The sequence below is a fragment of the Allorhodopirellula heiligendammensis genome (assembly GCF_007860105.1).
GTDB lineage: Bacteria > Planctomycetota > Planctomycetia > Pirellulales > Pirellulaceae > Rhodopirellula > Rhodopirellula heiligendammensis.
Window position 1 is genome coordinate 1,847,512 of the sequence record NZ_SJPU01000001.1, and the last position, 15,902, is coordinate 1,863,413.

Here is a 15,902-nt window from a genome sequence, read left to right on the forward strand (position 1 = left end):
CCTGACTGCGATCCTGGATCACGCCAGACCGATCACACACGACAGCGTTTGACTAAGGTGACTTGGTTTCCTTTTTCATTGTAAACCAGTTCGTCGACAAAGCTGGTCATCAAAATGAAACCCTGGCCGTGAGGCGCCTCGCAATCTTCCGACAGGGACTTGGGATCAAACTGCCCTTTTTTCGGTACAGTCGTCGTGTCAAATCCATCGCCCTGGTCGGTGACAATGACGCGAACTTGATCGGTCTGGGCGATGGCTTCGACGCGCACGGTACGATCGCAATAGGGCGACTCTTTGATTCGCTGTTGCATCGCAGGGCTCATCTCTCCATACCGTGCCAAATCGTGGTGGCTAGGGCACTGGTCCAAGGGGATCTGCAAGTTCCCATGCACCATGGCGTTGGCCACCGCATGTTCAACGGCCACGCCCAATCGGACCATGTCGATGCTCGGTAACAGCTCCATGCCTGAACTGACCTGCATAAGCAACCCGACCAGTGGCGAAATGAGCATGGGGTCGTTGGGCAACTCGAATATAAAAACGTTCTTGCGCAGCGTTGAAATCAACTTCGCATAACTGGCATCAGTACGGATCACCCCCAACACATCCACAATGGTATTGTTGAGCATCTCGTCGATGCGATTCTTTGGCACGTAACCGGCCGCCCCGAGCTGCAGGGCTTCGGCGGCCAATTCCTCACTGCCATGGCCGGTCACCAGGATGCTGGGTACGTGCGAAAAGTCGTCTCGCATCTGCTCGACCAACTGCAAACCATTGAGCTCCGGCATCTCAAGGTCGGTGACGACAATGTCGAACGATCGACTGTGCAATTCCTCGAGTGCTAAGCGACCGTTCAAGGCGTGCCCCACGTCGTGATTGGCCGCTTCTAAGAGTATCCGGATTTGAGCCGCCTGGGTGGGACTGTCTTCGACGAGTAGGATCCTAGCCATGGTGTTCGTCCTTTTGTGATGAACTATTCGCGGGCAGCTAAGTACCTATCTGAAAACGGTCACCCCCTTTTCGGATAGGATCTTACTTCAAACAATATCGCGCCCCGGCGAGTAAAACCAGTAGCCGACGCCTATTCCCCCCCTTCCACTTGACTGGATCGCTGAAACGTGACCATCTATTACGCCAACGGATCGCCCACGACGGCGCTGGATACCGACGACTTGCGGGACGCTCTGAAGACCACCTTCGATGCGATTTCAAGACCGAACAAGGTGCTGCTACTGCCACCTGACCAAACCCGCTTGTTTAGCCGGGCTGGTGAACTGACCGTTCTTTCGCATGAACTTCTTGGCGACAGGGTATCGGACATCATGCCGGCACTCGGAACACATTCGCCGATGACACCGGCGCAGCTCGACCACATGTTCCCAGGCGTGCCCCATGACTTGTTTCGCGCCCACCGTTGGCGCGACGATGTCGTGCAACTCGGTGAGGTGCCTGCAGAATACGTTTCCGAAGTCACCGGCGGTATCTATCAAAATGCTTGGCCCGCGCAAGTCAACCGGCTACTGCGCGACGGCGACCACGACTTGATCTTTTCCATCGGCCAAGTCGTCCCGCATGAAGTCATCGGAATGGCGAACTACAACAAGAACGTGTTCGTCGGGACCGGGGGCGTCGCCGGAATCAACGAGAGCCACTATCTCAGCGCGATGGTCGGCATCGACGATACACTGGGTATTGCAAACACGCCGCTACGGCAGATCCTCAACTACGCGCAAGACCACTTCTGCCAAGACCTGCCGCTGCTCTACGCATTGACGGTTATCGAACAACTCAAGGACGGCACCAAACTGACTCGTGGTTTGTACATCGGTGACGATCACGACACCTTCTTTGCCGCCGCGGAGTTGGCTCGCCAAGTCAATATCACGCACCTGCCTCGAGCCCCTCAGCACGTGGTTGCCTATCTGGACCCGCGTGAATTCAAAAGCACATGGTTAGGCAATAAGGCGATTTACAGGACTCGCAAGGCCGTCGCCACGGGTGGTCGCCTGACGGTTCTTGGGCCTGCAGTCGAGGAGTTCGGTGAAGACAAACGCATCGACCAACTGATTCGGAAGTACGGCTATCGAACGAAGGCGGAAGTCATGGAACTGTTTGCCAACAACGAGGACTTGGCCGCCGACCCGTCCGCTGCGGCACACCTCGTCCACGGTTCACCAGAAAATCGTTTCGAGGTTGTCTATGCGGCGGGTAAGTTGACCGACGAGGAAATTCGCTCGGTCGGCTTCACGCCGGGCAACCTCGACGAACTGCTCCAGCGGTACGATGTCAACAAGCTCCAAGATGGTTTCCACGAAGACATTGATGGATCTGAGTTCTACTTTGTGCAAAACCCAGCCTTGGGTTTGTGGGAAGCACCGCTAGGATAAGACTCCGAATGCCCACTCACTCCTCGCAGTCAATCGAAATGCAGAGTTCACAGTCCGCGACCAATGCTCCCCCTCGCGAAGCGGCAGTATCGATGCCCAAGCACGTTGCCATCATCATGGATGGAAACGGGCGTTGGGCCCAGAACCGAGGATTGCCGCGGATCGAAGGGCATCGACGCGGTGTCAACACCGTTCGTAGCACGACGGAGTTAGCGGCGCGGCTCAAGCTTGAAGCGCTGACGCTCTATTGCTTCTCGAGTGAAAACTGGAAACGCCCGCAGCACGAACTCGATTTTCTCATGCAGCTCCTGCGGCAGTATCTGATTGAAGAACGAGCGACGCTGATGGAAAACAACCTCCGGCTACGCTTCATTGGGAGGGTCGATCGGCTCGATGCGGGCGTGCTCGAGGAAGTCGAACGGACCCAAGAACTGTGCCGAGATAACACCGGCACCGAACTCGTACTCGCAGTCGATTATGGCGGCCGTGATGAACTCAGCCGCGTCGCCCGTTCACTCGCTCAAGATGCTGTGGACGGCCGGATTACAGCGGATGCGATCGACGAGCAAGCGATCACAAACCGATTGGATACCGATGGGTTGGCCGAAGTTGACCTCATGATCCGCACTGGCGGTGATATGCGGATCAGCAACTTCCTACTGTGGCAACTCAGCTACGCCGAACTCTGGTTCACCTCGAAATGCTGGCCCGAATTTGAAGAGGCTGATTTTCGTGACGCCCTCGCCGATTTTGGCGAACGCACCCGTCGCTTCGGCGGCCTGGAAGCGTAAGATTCTTGGTTGGCCCCGCGGCCCCACCCAAGATCGATTCACTCGCCCAAGACAACGCCCCAAGACAATGCCCCAAGACAACGCCCCTAGGCGACGAGCATCAGGCCGTCAGCGGTCACTTTTTCGTAGCGAACCTCGCACGAGCTCGTCATCGCTGCGGGCATAGATGTAGCCGTCAGCAATCGCGGGATGCGACCATGTGACGCCGTTGCGTCGGGGCAACTGACGACGGGTGGGGTCGAGCAAATGGGTGCGAGAATGCTCTGCATAGCCTGCTGGAGAAAGGGTCGCGAAGATCAAATCACCTTGATCATTGAGCATAATCTCATCGTCGCCATACTTCATGATGTGGATGGTTCCCCAACGATTGCGTGGCACGGCGGTCAGGTCTTCCCACACCCGATCCCCGTTGCTCTTTTTCAAGCAACGCAGCTCACCATAGCTGTCCACGCCATAGATATGGTCGCCCTTAAAAAGAGGCGTGCTGATGATGGACTGCAGCGCGTCCGTGTTTTTCTCGTCGACGCCCACCCGATGCCACAGCTTGGTCGCGCTCGGCTTCGCAGGATCGAGCCCGATCATCATCGAACCGTCATAGAACGAAGTCACGAACAAGTGCTCACCGTCAGAGATCGGCGTGGGCACGCCGATCGGCATATTGCGTGACGGCATCGCGACTCGCCAAAACACATCACCCGACTGCGGGTCCAAACCCGTGATACTGGCACCGGTCCAGCATACGACCACATCCTGATCGCCTTGCCGGATCACAATGGGAGCACTGTACCCGGCTGGATCGTCGAGTGCTCTCCAGCGTTCTTGCCCCGTCTCCAGGTCGAACGCCAGAACACAAGCCCCATCGGAGCCCGACGCTATTTGAATCACGAGATCGTCGTAGACCAGCGGAGCTCCAGCAATGCCCCATATCGGCAATTTGGCGTCATACTCGTTCTCGAGGTCATGCTTCCACAGCACCTCGCCCGTGGCGGCGTCCAAACAATGCAGATGTCCCATGGCACCGACGGAAATCGCACGACCATCGTGAACCGTCACGGCAGCGCGCGGGCCTGCCGTGTACTGAATTGTGTAAGGTGCCTGGTATTCGTGAGTCCACACGACCTCCCCTGTCGCGGCATCAAAACACAGCACCCGCTCGCGACTGTCTCGAGCGTCGTCGGATTGGCGATCCATCACGTACACCCGGTCCGCCACGACCGTTGGGCCCGAATACCCTGCGCCCAGCGGTACGCTCCAGGACAATGGTAGCTGTCCGGACGGCAGCGTCTCGATCAACGGCACGTCCATCGCAACCACACCATCTCGATGGGTCCCTCGCCATTGCGGCCAATCTTCCGCCAGACCCTCGGTGGCTAAACTGAGCCAGCAACAGGAGACGATGGTAAGCAGCGTCAGGGGTCGCGCGTGCAAGAATCTCGTCATGGCAATGCTCGATGGGAAAGCGGTAGCGGAAAGTCGATCCGGCACTGGGCGCGAATCCGTGATGTTTTCACACGGTATCGCAGGTAATTTCGCAGATCCGAGATAGCTGCCTGAGTCCCGGTAGGGACGGAAGCATGTGCCCAGGACGCCGGACCGGGGACGCGCGTCCCCGGCAGGCCGTTCGCGTCCCATGGGGGACTCCATTAGCGAATCGTTGCGACTTCAGCTAACCAGGCGTCAATGGCCTCGTTCGGGACAACGGCCCCAAGCGACTACTACAGGTCTGATGCATCCAGTTCGGGTGCTTCAGCAGCAGCGATGATGGCATCCAAATCGTCGGCCTGTTCAATTTCGTTGTCGAGGTTGAGAAAGATCTTGTTCTGCACGATCTCTTGCAACACGATCGACATCTTATCGTGGGTATCGATGTTCACGAGCGCTCGCGAGCCCTGATTGAGCTGGACCAATCGCTTTTGGATCAATGTGGAAAGTTTGAACCGTCCGCCCACCTTGTTGACAATTTCTTCTTCTTTTAGTTCTTCGAGCATGGCGAGGATTCCTTGTGGATTTGCAAGAGGTGGCAGATTTCGTCGACAGTGCGGTCGACGTTCTCATTGATGACTTCATGGAGGTAGACGTGGCGGAATTCCATTTCGCCAGCGGCGGTTTCGAGTCGCGACTGGATCGCGTCCTCAGCTTCGGTGCCCCGGGTGCGGAGGCGTCGCTCGAGTTCGCTCATGCTGCCGGGGTGGATGAAAATGGAGATGGGGGCGTAACGGGAATCCGCCATCACGCTCATCGCACCCTGCACGTCGATCTCTAAAATTACCCACTTCCCTGCGTTTAGACCAGTGGCAACTTGCTCAGCGAGGGTGCCATACCAGTGCCCTTGGCTGAAAACCTGCTTGCATTCGAGGAATTCACCCGCTTCGCGGCGACGCATGAACTCGCTCTCGCTGACGAAAAAATAATCCTTTCCGTCCACTTCGCCGTCTCGGGGCAGGCGGGTGGTTGCGGAAATTGACGTCGCCAGTGGCAGCTGACAGACTTCTCGCAGTCGGGTGGTGACGGTCGACTTGCCCGCACCGCTGGGGCCGGAAATGATCACGAGTTGGCCCGGATGAGCCGTTTTTCCATGTGACATGGGACGGTGATCCAGTACGTTGGGATTGGTTTGGATGGTCATGGTGGCGTTCACTCCAAATTCTGGACGAGTTCGCGCATCCGCTCAATCGCACATTTGATTTCGACAATATGTTCAGCAATCTCAGCGTTACCCGCTTTGCTGCCAATGGTGTTGGTCTCGCGGAACATTTCTTGAATAACAAAATCCAATTTTCGTCCCACCGCTTCATTCGCCGCCCCCTGGGCGTCGTTCTCGCCACGGGTCTGATCCGCTGCGTGCGTGCCCGCCAACACACCCCCGAATAACTCTAGGTGGCTGGCCAGCCGGGTGAGCTCTTCGCTGATGTCACTGCGATCGGCAAAAATCTGAACTTCACGGATGATATCCACTGGATCGGTGGGCAGATGTTGCTCAGCGAGTGCCTTCTGGATCTTTTCAGTCAACCGGTCACGGTACCGCTGAATCACCGTTGGTGCGAGCCCTAGGATCGTTTGAGCACGCCCACCAATCATCTCGAGATCTGCTTGCAGCACCCGGGCCATGGCAACTGCTTCGTGATGCCGCATGTGATTGAATCGCTGCACTGCCAACGCCACGCCTTCGGCCACCAGCTGCCGCCGCTGCTCGACCTGCGCGTCGTCGCAGTCATCATCCCTGTCACCCGTCAGCACCCCCGGCAACGTCAGCAGGGCGCTCAAATCGATTTGTGTCGGCACAGATAGCTGCTGCCCCGTCGCAGCAGCCAACTGGCTGGCGTAGGCCTTCACGACAGCTTGGTTGATCCGTGGCAGATCTTGCCCCGGTGGTGGCTTCAACGTGGCATGGACGGTCACCGTTCCGCGTTCAATCTGACCACGGAGGCCTGCCGAAATCTCAGACTCGTGGGCCGACAACGCATCGTTGGTGCGCAGCACGAGCTTCAGTCCACGATGATTGACCGATCGCAACTCGATAACGAGTGTCCCCGCCTCGCTGCTGACTTCGCTCCGGCCCTGCCCAGTCATGCTTCGTAAATGCGGGTAGGGTTGCTCAGGCATGCAGTATGAGTGGGGAGATGGGAGTGAGGGAGGCACAGAAATGACGGGATTGCGCGTGGTGGATCTTGTCAACGATCCACCAGCGTTTGCGTCCGTGCTGATGACTTGAACCGTTGCTACTCTGCGGCGGTTTCAGTAGCTGGCTCAGCATCTGCGGCTTCCGCTTCCGCCGGAGCGGTCTCGGAGGATGCTGCGTCGTCGCTTGGCGGCGTTGCTTCGCTCGCGTCTGGGGTTTCAGTCGGCACAACCGTACCTTCGGTTTCGGCAGGCGCCTCGGCCTCGGCATCCGCTGGCACGAGCGTGGCATCCTCTGCATCGCTGTCTTGATCGTCGGAAGTGGGGATTACCAATCCACTCGATGTGTCGGCGGCTTCATCGTCGCCAGGTCCGGCAGAAAGGTCAGACTCCAGCGACGCCGTCGAGGTCATATGCGGGCCGAGTTCCCACATCGCAAACGCACACACGAAAATCCAGATGCCAGCGAGGGAAACGGTCAGAACCGTGAAGGTATCTCCCGCCTTGCTACCGAAGGCGCTCTGGCCGCCTGCACCACCAAGAGCACCCGCCAGACCACCACCGCGACCGCGCTGCAGCAAAATCAGCAGAATCAAAAACAGGGAAAGGAACGCCATCAGCATTCCCAACAACATGCTGACGAAGCTGCCCAGCAGGCAAAACTGAGTGAAATCGATGGAATGGATCATGCTTTGGTCTTTGAAAAAGCTGCTAGCTATTAGCTACTAGCCTCTAGCCGTCATTGTGGAAATTGGGGTTGGCATGGCCACAACGCGGCCATTGGTCTGAAAAAGCTGGTAGCTAAACGCTAAGCGTTCCTTAGCTATTGATGATACCGGCGAAGTCTTCGACTTTGAGGCTGGCACCACCGACGAGGGCACCGTCGATGTTAGGTTGGGCGAGCAATTCAGAGGCATTGCTGGGTTTGACGCTGCCACCGTACTGAATTCGGATTTGGGCTGCTACATCGGGCGTGAACATTTTGCCGAGCAAATCGCGGATGAACGCATGCACTGCTTCGGCCTGCTCCTTCGTGGCGACTTTGCCGGTGCCAATTGCCCAGACTGGTTCGTAAGCGATCACGATGCCCGCCGCACGAGCTTCGTCGAGCCCTTCGAGCGAACCGCGAATTTGCGATTCAACGACCGCTTCGGTCTCATTGGTCTCACGCTGCTGCAGTGTTTCACCGACGCACACAATCGGCACCAGGTTGCCCGCGAGGGCCGCATGCAACTTCTTACTGACATCGGCATCGGTCTCGCCCATCAACTGCCGGCGCTCACTGTGGCCGAGGATCACAAAGCGGCAGCCGACGTCGGTCAGCATCGACGCGTTGAGCTCGCCGGTGAAGGCACCATCGTCCGCTGCATACAGATTCTGTGCACCGACTTCGACGGGCGTGCCTGCGGTGACGTCGGCGACGGCTGCGAGATAAGCGGCGGGCGGGCACAGAACGACTTCAACCGCAGGCGACTTGCCGACGGCGTCGACAATTCCCTTGGCGAGCGAACGGGCAGATGCCGATCGCATGTTCATTTTCCAGTTTCCGGCGATCAATGTACGTCGAGTCACGCGAGAGCCTCGGTAGGTGGTTGCGGGTTGTTTTTAGGTGAATGATCGGGTTTGCCCGCGGTGCCCGCGAGCGGTGAAATTGTCTTGCCGAGCAGGTCGGCCATCAATCGCATCTGCTGCAATATTTGCTTGTATTGTTCGGGCAGCAATGCCTGCGGCCCATCGCTCTTGGCTTCTTCGGGGCAGTCGTGAACTTCAATATGAACACCATCCGCTCCCGCGGCGAGTCCAGCCAGGGCACAGGGCGGAATCAAATCGGGCCGTCCCGTCGCGTGCGAAGGATCGACGATCATGGGCAGGTGCGTCAACCCTTGCACCACAGGCACGGCGGCAACATCGAAAAGATTCCGTGTCGACGGATCAAAACTCTTGATGCCCCGCTCGCATAAAACGACGTTGGGATTGCCTTCCGAGAGAATGTATTCAGCGCTCATGAGCAGGTCGGCGATCGTAGCACTCATGCCTCGTTTGAGCAGGACCGGCCGCGATGACTTGCCGACTTCCGTCAATAGCACGAAATTTTGCATGTTCCGGGCTCCGATCTGCAGCATGTCCGCGTACTGAGCTACCAGCTCGACGTTGCGTGGATCGGTGATCTCCGTGACCACGGGGATGCCGAATCGATCGCCGACGTCGCGCAGGATCTCAAGTCCTTTTTCGCCCAAGCCTTGGAATGCATAGGGACTCGTACGTGGTTTGTAAGCTCCGCCGCGAAACAAGTTCGCCCCCGACTCACAGACGCTTTCGGCAATCCGCATCATCCGTTCGCGGTCCTCAACGCTGCACGGCCCGGCGATCATGCCGAGTTGCCCGCCGCCGATTTTGACACCGGAAACGTCGATCACGCTCGATTCAGGATGGGCCTCACGCGACGCCAGCTTATAGGGCGGCAGGACCGGGATCACTTGGCTGACGCCGGGCAGCGAACTGAGTGTTTCCTGGCTAACCTGAGATTCATCGCCGATCAGGCCAATGATCGTGCGATAGGTGCCCCGGCTGAGATGAGTTTGCAGCCCCCAGCCTTCGACTCGTGCAATCACGCGGTCGATTTGTTCGTCAGAGACACCGTTTTTCAGAATCAAAATCACAAAAATAGCCTGCCAGGCTGTTCAAATAGTGGACACCCCGCACGGGCTGCCGATCTTGGGAGCCGAAACGCATCAGCGGCCGGCTTGGCGGTGTGGACCGGTGCCTGACGGCACTCGGCTCACGACTGCGTCACCAAAGTCGATCAAATCGACGGCACGTGCGGGAATCGGAGGCAACACCATAGCAGGCAGAGGGGGAAATCGTCGAGAGGAGTTGCGAATCTCCGATGGGACGACACGCGCGTGAGTGTCCTCTGGGGGCGATTCTCGGCTGCAGCAGACCGTCTGTATCAATGAGGTGTCAAGAAATTCGCTAGCGGCATGACGTCGCCCACAGCTCCGCACCGCATCGACAAAGGCATTTCACGCACCGTTGTTGCCTTATGTTCTGTTTCTGCTTTTTTCTTGACCCTGAGAGTCTGCTCGGTTAGTTTCACCCTCAATCCCTCCACCGCGCCGCCCGAATCGTGCCAACGGTTTGGCCCGGGTAAGCGCGCAATGGGTTTGAATCACTACTGGGTAAGTTCTTAGAAATCTTTGCTGTCCTGGTGTTAGCCACGGTTCTCCACGAAGCAAACACATTTTCGGCAACTGCGCTGGAGTATCTCCTTGGATTTTCGCTTGAGATGGAGTGATATGATGCACGGTTTTGGTGCGGCAGCTTTCTTTGCGATGACGATCGCTTTCGCTTCCGGCATCACGCTGGCGGACGATAAGGAGCCAAGAACCTATGTCGAACTGCTCAATCGTATGCAAGAGAGAACCTGCTGGTTGGGGAAACAATACACCTACCGCTTTAAAATGGACCATCTCACAGCAGGCATGACGAGCGAGCACTGCTATCCGATCATGCTCGAAGGTACGCGTGTCCTCGAAGTGGGCACTCCTAAACCAGGTTCCACCGTGGTTCCGTACCGGGTCACCCAAACCCTGGAAACCACCACAGAGCCGGGAGCCGAAGACGGTAAGCTGGTCACTTTCTGGGAGGCATCCGACGGTCGGCAAACACGTCGGTTCTGCCGCTTTCTCGTTGCGGACAAGTGCGAGGCAACGCCCCAGCACACTGGATTTGTTACCGCAGGCCCAAGTGCTCATTTCGCCAATCTTGACCCGTTTAAGATTCTCCTAGGATATGGCGGCTCTGCGCTTGGCGGAATGCTCGGCATCAGCCCGCAAGTTTTTAAAGAGGAAGACTTCGAGGGGCAACCCATGACTCTGACCGTTCGCGATCACCCTAAGTTCGGCAAGTGCTTCATTCGTGGAGATGGAAATAGTTTTGGCCTGGTGCTTTCAGCTCCAGAGTATTTGCTGCTGGGAGGTAGTCCTACGGGAGAACCGGGGACATTTGATTTTCAAATCGATGACCTCGTGGAATACGACGGAATTCGATACCCGAAATCCGGAACGTATGAGTCGACCTCAAAAACCGGCTCGTTTGAGCTGATTAAGGTGGAAAACTTTGATTTGGCACCTGAGGATACGAATGACTGGTTTCCGAGTTGGCCGTCGGGGACCACTATTCTCGACTATGAAACCGGCGCGACGACGCGAATTCCGTTCGAGGCCGAGGAAATGGCAGAATATGAACAACGTCTGCGAGACAATTGCAGTCCGCTAATCGCGCAGTCGGAAAATCGCTGGTTTCTTTGGTTGAATGCCATTCTGCTGCTCGGCTTGATCGCGTATTGGGCCTACCGCTGGCGGCGTCGCGCAAGTTGAACCTCACCCTACGTCATCTGGAATTCGCTGCTTAAGGCAATGATGAATCACTCACGACTTCATCGCTCCACCATACGATCACGGAGTGGCTTTACTCTCGTTGAGCTACTCGTGTCGATTGGAATCATTGGAATCCTTATCGGGATGCTGCTGCCTGCGGTTCAAGCTGTTCGCGAATCTTCCCGGAAAACGCAGTGCCAAAACAATCTCCGACAAGTAGGGTTGGCCTTGGCGGGATACCACAGCAGCTACCAGCACTTACCAGCCGGAAGTATTCATCCGCCTGGATATATCGATGATGGCCGCGGACATCCTCGGGCGACGTGGAGTATTGCGATCCTGCCAAATCTAGAAATGGGAAGCCTCTATTCACGATACAATCCCGGGCAGCCAAGTACGGCGATCGCCAATCGCGAATTTGCCGAAACGAGCGTATCGACCTACCAGTGCCCATCGGAGACAGCGACTGATGTCCATTTCGAACCCAAAAACAACGTGAAATTTTCGCGTGGGAATTACGCAGCGAACTATGGCAGTGGAAGCTGGGGAAGAAATTTTTGGGATGACGTGAAGTATCGTGGGGTGATGGGACAGAATTCGCGATTGAAATTTTCAAGCATTGTTGATGGCACTTCCAATACGGTCGCTGTTGCCGAAACTAGAAGCGCATCCGATTTCGGAGATAATCGTGGCGCGTGGGCATTCGCGGCGCCGGGTTCCTCAACCGTTGGGCTGGATTGTGATACCGAGTGCAGGGGCATCAATGATGACCCGAGTTCCGACTGGATCCCATACTGCCCCGCTACGCCTGGCGGAATGAAATGCAATTTCCAGAACAACCGGTTTTCTAACGCAGGGCCGCGAAGCCAGCACCCCGGTGGAGCCATGTTATTATTCTGTGATGGTGCGGTGCGATTTGTCAGCGAGCAAGTCAGTATCGAAGTGCTCGCTGATCAATTTACGAGTATGAGTGGCGAGTCGAACTAAAATTAGTGGCGGAGCGAAAGTTTGAAGATAACTCGGCGTCAGATCGCCATCCTCGGTGGTTTCACATGCTTTGAACTGAGTGCATGGTACGTTCCAAGGCTGTTCCGAAATCGGATCCAATTACTCGGACATCGAGGTGATATCACAGGCATCGCGTTCATTGAGGATCTAGACATGATCGCAACGGCATCTGCGGATCGCGTGTGGAGACTTTTCTCGACGTCCGGTGGTTCTCCCGTTCGTGAAATATCGGGACATGATGGCAGCGCGACTTCAATTGCAGCGTTTCCAAGTTCTAACAGTCTTGCTACTGCGTCAAGCGATGGCACGATTAAAATGTGGTCGTTGCCCCGTGGAATCGAACAGTGGTCGAGAAATGCTCATGCTGGCCGCGTGCTCGCGATCAATTTTAGTGCCAATGGCGAGGTACTTGCTAGCGTCGGAACGGATAGTAAATGGAGGATCTGGAACCCGGCAGACGGGACACTCGTGTCCGAGCATAAGTGTTCTCACGCCAATGGATGCCTGGCGTTGAATCCGTCTGGCACCGAGATCGTTTATAATGCAGTACCGAACGGCGCTGACATCGTATCGGTTGGGACTGGGCGTCAACGGAAACGATTGTCGAGCCAATCCGGGCCAGCGACTGCGGCTTGTTATAGTAGCGATGGTAGACAGTTCGTGCTCGGCGAATCTGGGGGAAGGCTTGTTGTCTATGACACGGCAAGCTGGCGTCAACAATTTGAGTGTAATGGGCATCAGGGGAAAGTGAACCAGATAGTCTTTTCACGCGACGATCGGATGATCTGGTCAGCATCAGCAGATCGAACGGTTCGATGTTGGGATGCATTGGATGGGAGCGGTCGTGAGACTGTAATCGAACACCGAGAGTCCATCTTGTGCGTGGCTGCGTTACTTGACGATGCTGTCGCAACTGGATCAACAGACAACACGGCAATTGTCTGGAGCCATCCATGGCGCTAATGCGATGAGGTACCGGACCGTGATCGTGTTGCTTGCAATCGCGATTCCTGTGCTCAGTTTGTGGTCAATGCAGATAGCTCGATCGGGCTGGTGTAATGACGAGGCGGCTCATATCCCATCTGGGTTATACCACCTAGCGACCGGTCGGATGGACGCATATCACGTCAATCCGCCGCTGCCCCGAATGATAGCTGCTCTGCCGCTATTGATAGATCGGCCAATGATCAAATGGCATCATTCGGATTCACCCTATGTGCGTCTCAAATATCAACTTGCTGAGGAATGGGTCAATGAAAATCAAAGCTCGTTAAGAAGGCAATTAATCTTAGCAAGATCAACGACAATATTCTTTTTCGGCCTGGGGATTTGGTCGATTGTACGCTGGACGTATCGATACATCGGCAACCCGTTTTTGAGTGGTGTCGGCCACATTCTCTTTGAAGGCTCCATCAGAGATTTCCATTGCGGTCTCCGAGGATTCAGACGTGACGTATTCGAACAGCTCAAATTAAGCTCAACGGGAATGGAGTTTGCAAGTGAGATGTTGATTCGTGCAGAAATCGTTGGTTTACGCACTGCAGAAGTTCCCGTGTCATTGCGCCCCGACGGTCGCGACCGCCCGCCACACCTACGTTGCTGGAGAGATGGCTGGAGGCACCTGATTCTGCTGCTCCAACTCGCACCTCAGGGATCGCTTTACCGACACACATTGGGGCGAATGGCTTCCAGACTAACGCCTCGGCAGAATCACTACAATGGCATGTGAATCTGGCATTTGAGGAGCGAAATGCTCAGCCATGATTCGCCAACTGCATGTTAAAAATCAAGTTACTCTGCAAGGCATTCTGCAACGACTTTCTACTGGACAGTGTCACGCTTTTCGTCGGATGCATACACGATATCGGCCGTAATGGAAAGCAAATTTACTTGCGAGATTGCCTTTGTATTATCGAGAGAAAACCTCATTAAACTGGCTCATCCGACGGAAGCGTGCGCCCGAGGTTTTCAAGACATGGCTCCAGTATCCAAGGATTTATTTGGTCCCTCCGGGATTATCGTGGGTAGATCCAGCATGTTGGATTTTAGAGGCATGGCGGTGGCGTCCGAAATGAGCGATGCCGTCCCAGGGTAAACGCTGACGGCGGACGCATCCGCCGCCAGCCGAAGGCACCTTTCGGCTCACCCCGACCGAGATATTCCTCGGCAAGTTGCTTCCCAGCAGAGCTTACTTCCGCTTCTCACGGCAACGATCCTACCACAGTTGCATCAGCCTGACAAAGATTTCGGACGCCACCGACATGCCTTGAAAATCCCGCACACCTGGCTCACCGCTGCGAAACCCACGATAACCCCGGATGGAACATATATTTTTGGGGTGTGATTACCAATGTTAGACTGGCACTGCCGTGAGAAACGGAGCCGAGCTCTGCACAGTTGCTGGCTTGGCAAGGGATATCTCGGTCGACGGTACGCCAATGGTGTTGTCGGTCCCTGGCGAGCGTTTGTTCGTCAGGGACGCATTTTTGAACGATTATTGGATACTAGAGCCATGCCTTAAAAAACCTTCCGCTGTGCTCTGCGCACGCTTCCGTCGGATCAGCTTTAAAAGTACGAAACGCTGTCGCTTCACGGTCATGTAGAATGTGCGGGCGCGGCAGCAGGATTCGCTAAGTGTAGGTGGTGCTAAAGTTTTTTAAATGCATCTCCTGCCGGGCAAAATGAGTGGACCAAACCACAGGCAAATTCAGTTGACTCGCGATCAACTCGAACGTAATATAGACACCATGTCTTGCACCCCTCGTTATTCTCCTATTGCAATTCCCAGGGTTCTTCTCATGTTGCTGCGCATCGCTCGATTGGTCCTCTTGGGTTGGTTCATCACGACCGCGGCGGCTGCCAGTGCCGATGAGGCGGAGGTGATTCGCGATGCCTGGAGCGATATTTATCTTGACGCCGCGAAGGAAATTGTTCTGTCGGCAACCATCGGCGACGATCCGATCGAGCTGGTCGAAAAGCCGCTCATGCGCTGGCACAATCCGGTGCGGCGGGGAGAAACCCACGGTGACTTCTTCGTCTGGCAAAGCAATGGCCAACCCGTCGCCGTCGGCACGATTTTCTCGTACATCCTGCCACTGGGAGGAAACACACGTGTTGCCGCGATGGGCTTACACCCACTCATCCAGGAAGACATCCGCTACGAGTTTCGCAATGTCAGTGGCACGCTTCTGACGGCGAACCTCGATCAATTCGATGTCGAGATCGAAACCCCCGCCGCGAGCATCACCAGCGTCACTCGACAACTGGCTCAGCTACGCTCTCTCGCTCGTACATGCCAAGGCTGGACCGTCAACGATTCGGTTGAGCAGCCGTTACGTCTGATGTCGCAGCCACTCCTGCAGACAGACGCCTCTTCTCTATCCATGGACAGAAAGGAGGTACGCAGCGGTTTGCCGGAAACCGAAATACAAACCGCTGCCCTGTTCGCGATGGTAACCGGCACCGACCCGGAACTACTCATCTTGATTCAGCCCAAACCATCAGGCCAGCCCGGCAGATCGATGTGGCAGATCACGCCAGCAAGATTCTCTGATCTACCGATCAGTTTCTCCGTCAACGGGAAAGAGGTTTGGGAGCGGCACGTCGCGGCCAACCCTGAACCCTATGTCAGCCGCCACCGCATCTTCACGCTGCCCCTCGACCCCCGTTGAGCAATCGTCGCTGATCGCTCCGCAATCAGTACGATGTGTCGCTGGCTA

14 protein-coding genes are annotated in these 15,902 nt (G+C 56.1%); 6 read left to right on the forward strand and 8 right to left on the reverse strand.

Going from position 1 to position 15,902, the window contains the following annotated elements; genetic code table 11:
- Window positions 1–32 precede the first annotated feature (32 nt).
- Window positions 33–950, reverse strand: coding sequence for an ATP-binding response regulator (locus Poly21_RS06980; protein ID WP_146406166.1), 918 nt, complete (start codon window positions 948–950; stop codon window positions 33–35).
- 168 nt (window positions 951–1,118) lie between these two features.
- On the opposite strand from Poly21_RS06980, the gene Poly21_RS06985 reads away from it, so the two are divergent.
- Both Poly21_RS06985 and uppS read left to right on the forward strand, forming a co-directional pair.
- The gene (locus Poly21_RS06985) at window positions 1,119–2,387 is read left to right on the forward strand and encodes a nickel-dependent putative hexonate epimerase (RefSeq protein WP_146406167.1); all 1,269 of its coding nucleotides are present in this window, start codon (window positions 1,119–1,121) and stop codon (window positions 2,385–2,387) included.
- A gap of 38 nt (window positions 2,388–2,425) precedes the next feature.
- Window positions 2,426–3,178: a polyprenyl diphosphate synthase gene (uppS, locus tag Poly21_RS06990; protein ID WP_146406928.1), complete on the forward strand. Its 753-nt coding sequence runs from the start codon at window positions 2,426–2,428 to the stop codon at window positions 3,176–3,178.
- A 108-nt stretch (window positions 3,179–3,286) separates the two neighbouring features.
- On the opposite strand, the gene Poly21_RS06995 is transcribed toward uppS, so the two are convergent.
- From Poly21_RS06995 to aroF, 7 genes are all read right to left on the reverse strand, one after another.
- A complete protein-coding gene (locus tag Poly21_RS06995; protein ID WP_146406168.1) occupies window positions 3,287–4,618 on the reverse strand; it encodes a PQQ-binding-like beta-propeller repeat protein in 1,332 nt (443 codons plus the stop codon).
- Between the two features lie 275 nt (window positions 4,619–4,893).
- A complete protein-coding gene (locus Poly21_RS07000; protein WP_146406169.1) occupies window positions 4,894–5,166 on the reverse strand; it encodes a DNA-directed RNA polymerase subunit omega in 273 nt (90 codons plus the stop codon).
- Window positions 5,151–5,762, reverse strand: coding sequence for a guanylate kinase (gene gmk / locus Poly21_RS07005; protein ID WP_146406929.1), 612 nt, complete (start codon window positions 5,760–5,762; stop codon window positions 5,151–5,153). Before gmk ends, Poly21_RS07000 begins: the two co-directional genes overlap by 16 nt.
- A gap of 50 nt (window positions 5,763–5,812) precedes the next feature.
- On the reverse strand, window positions 5,813–6,781 hold the full coding sequence (locus Poly21_RS07010) for a YicC/YloC family endoribonuclease (RefSeq protein WP_302117935.1): 969 nt from the start codon (window positions 6,779–6,781) through the stop codon (window positions 5,813–5,815).
- Window positions 6,782–6,897: 116 nt separating this feature from the next.
- Window positions 6,898–7,485, reverse strand: coding sequence for a preprotein translocase subunit SecG (gene secG / locus Poly21_RS07015; RefSeq protein ID WP_146406170.1), 588 nt, complete (start codon window positions 7,483–7,485; stop codon window positions 6,898–6,900).
- Between the two features lie 130 nt (window positions 7,486–7,615).
- A complete protein-coding gene (gene tpiA, locus Poly21_RS07020; RefSeq protein WP_146406171.1) occupies window positions 7,616–8,368 on the reverse strand; it encodes a triose-phosphate isomerase in 753 nt (250 codons plus the stop codon).
- Window positions 8,365–9,456: a 3-deoxy-7-phosphoheptulonate synthase gene (gene aroF / locus Poly21_RS07025; protein WP_146406172.1), complete on the reverse strand. Its 1,092-nt coding sequence runs from the start codon at window positions 9,454–9,456 to the stop codon at window positions 8,365–8,367. Before aroF ends, tpiA begins: the two co-directional genes overlap by 4 nt.
- 636 nt (window positions 9,457–10,092) lie before the next feature.
- Here aroF and Poly21_RS07030 point away from each other — a divergent pair.
- The 4 genes from Poly21_RS07030 (at window position 10,093) to Poly21_RS07045 (ending at window position 15,854) form a co-directional block, all read left to right on the forward strand.
- Window positions 10,093–11,175 carry a hypothetical protein gene (locus Poly21_RS07030; protein ID WP_146406173.1) on the forward strand — a complete coding sequence of 361 codons (1,083 nt, stop codon included), beginning with the start codon at window positions 10,093–10,095 and terminating at the stop codon, window positions 11,173–11,175.
- A gap of 111 nt (window positions 11,176–11,286) precedes the next feature.
- Window positions 11,287–12,162: a DUF1559 domain-containing protein gene (locus Poly21_RS07035; protein ID WP_436967477.1), complete on the forward strand. Its 876-nt coding sequence runs from the start codon at window positions 11,287–11,289 to the stop codon at window positions 12,160–12,162.
- Between the two features lie 21 nt (window positions 12,163–12,183).
- On the forward strand, window positions 12,184–13,146 hold the full coding sequence (locus Poly21_RS28245) for a WD40 repeat domain-containing protein (protein ID WP_146406174.1): 963 nt from the start codon (window positions 12,184–12,186) through the stop codon (window positions 13,144–13,146).
- Window positions 13,147–14,981: 1,835 nt separating this feature from the next.
- Complete coding sequence (locus tag Poly21_RS07045) at window positions 14,982–15,854, forward strand: hypothetical protein (protein WP_146406175.1); 873 nt, start codon at window positions 14,982–14,984, stop codon at window positions 15,852–15,854.
- The last annotated feature ends 48 nt before the right edge of the window (window positions 15,855–15,902 follow it).

What these genes read in the sequence shown, in the direction of transcription:
- Poly21_RS06980 (WP_146406166.1), bottom strand. Translation starts at nt 950, where the DNA reads ATGGCTAGGATCCTACTCGTCGAAGACAGTCCCACCCAGGCGGCTCAA.
- Poly21_RS07045 (WP_146406175.1), top strand. Translation starts at nt 14,982, where the DNA reads ATGTTGCTGCGCATCGCTCGATTGGTCCTCTTGGGTTGGTTCATCACG.
- Poly21_RS06995 (WP_146406168.1), bottom strand. Translation starts at nt 4,618, where the DNA reads ATGACGAGATTCTTGCACGCGCGACCCCTGACGCTGCTTACCATCGTC.
- secG (WP_146406170.1), bottom strand. Translation starts at nt 7,485, where the DNA reads ATGATCCATTCCATCGATTTCACTCAGTTTTGCCTGCTGGGCAGCTTC.
- gmk (WP_146406929.1), bottom strand. Translation starts at nt 5,762, where the DNA reads ATGTCACATGGAAAAACGGCTCATCCGGGCCAACTCGTGATCATTTCC.
- uppS (WP_146406928.1), top strand. Translation starts at nt 2,426, where the DNA reads ATGCAGAGTTCACAGTCCGCGACCAATGCTCCCCCTCGCGAAGCGGCA.
- Poly21_RS07010 (WP_302117935.1), bottom strand. Translation starts at nt 6,781, where the DNA reads ATGCCTGAGCAACCCTACCCGCATTTACGAAGCATGACTGGGCAGGGC.
- Poly21_RS07030 (WP_146406173.1), top strand. Translation starts at nt 10,093, where the DNA reads ATGATGCACGGTTTTGGTGCGGCAGCTTTCTTTGCGATGACGATCGCT.
- Poly21_RS07000 (WP_146406169.1), bottom strand. Translation starts at nt 5,166, where the DNA reads ATGCTCGAAGAACTAAAAGAAGAAGAAATTGTCAACAAGGTGGGCGGA.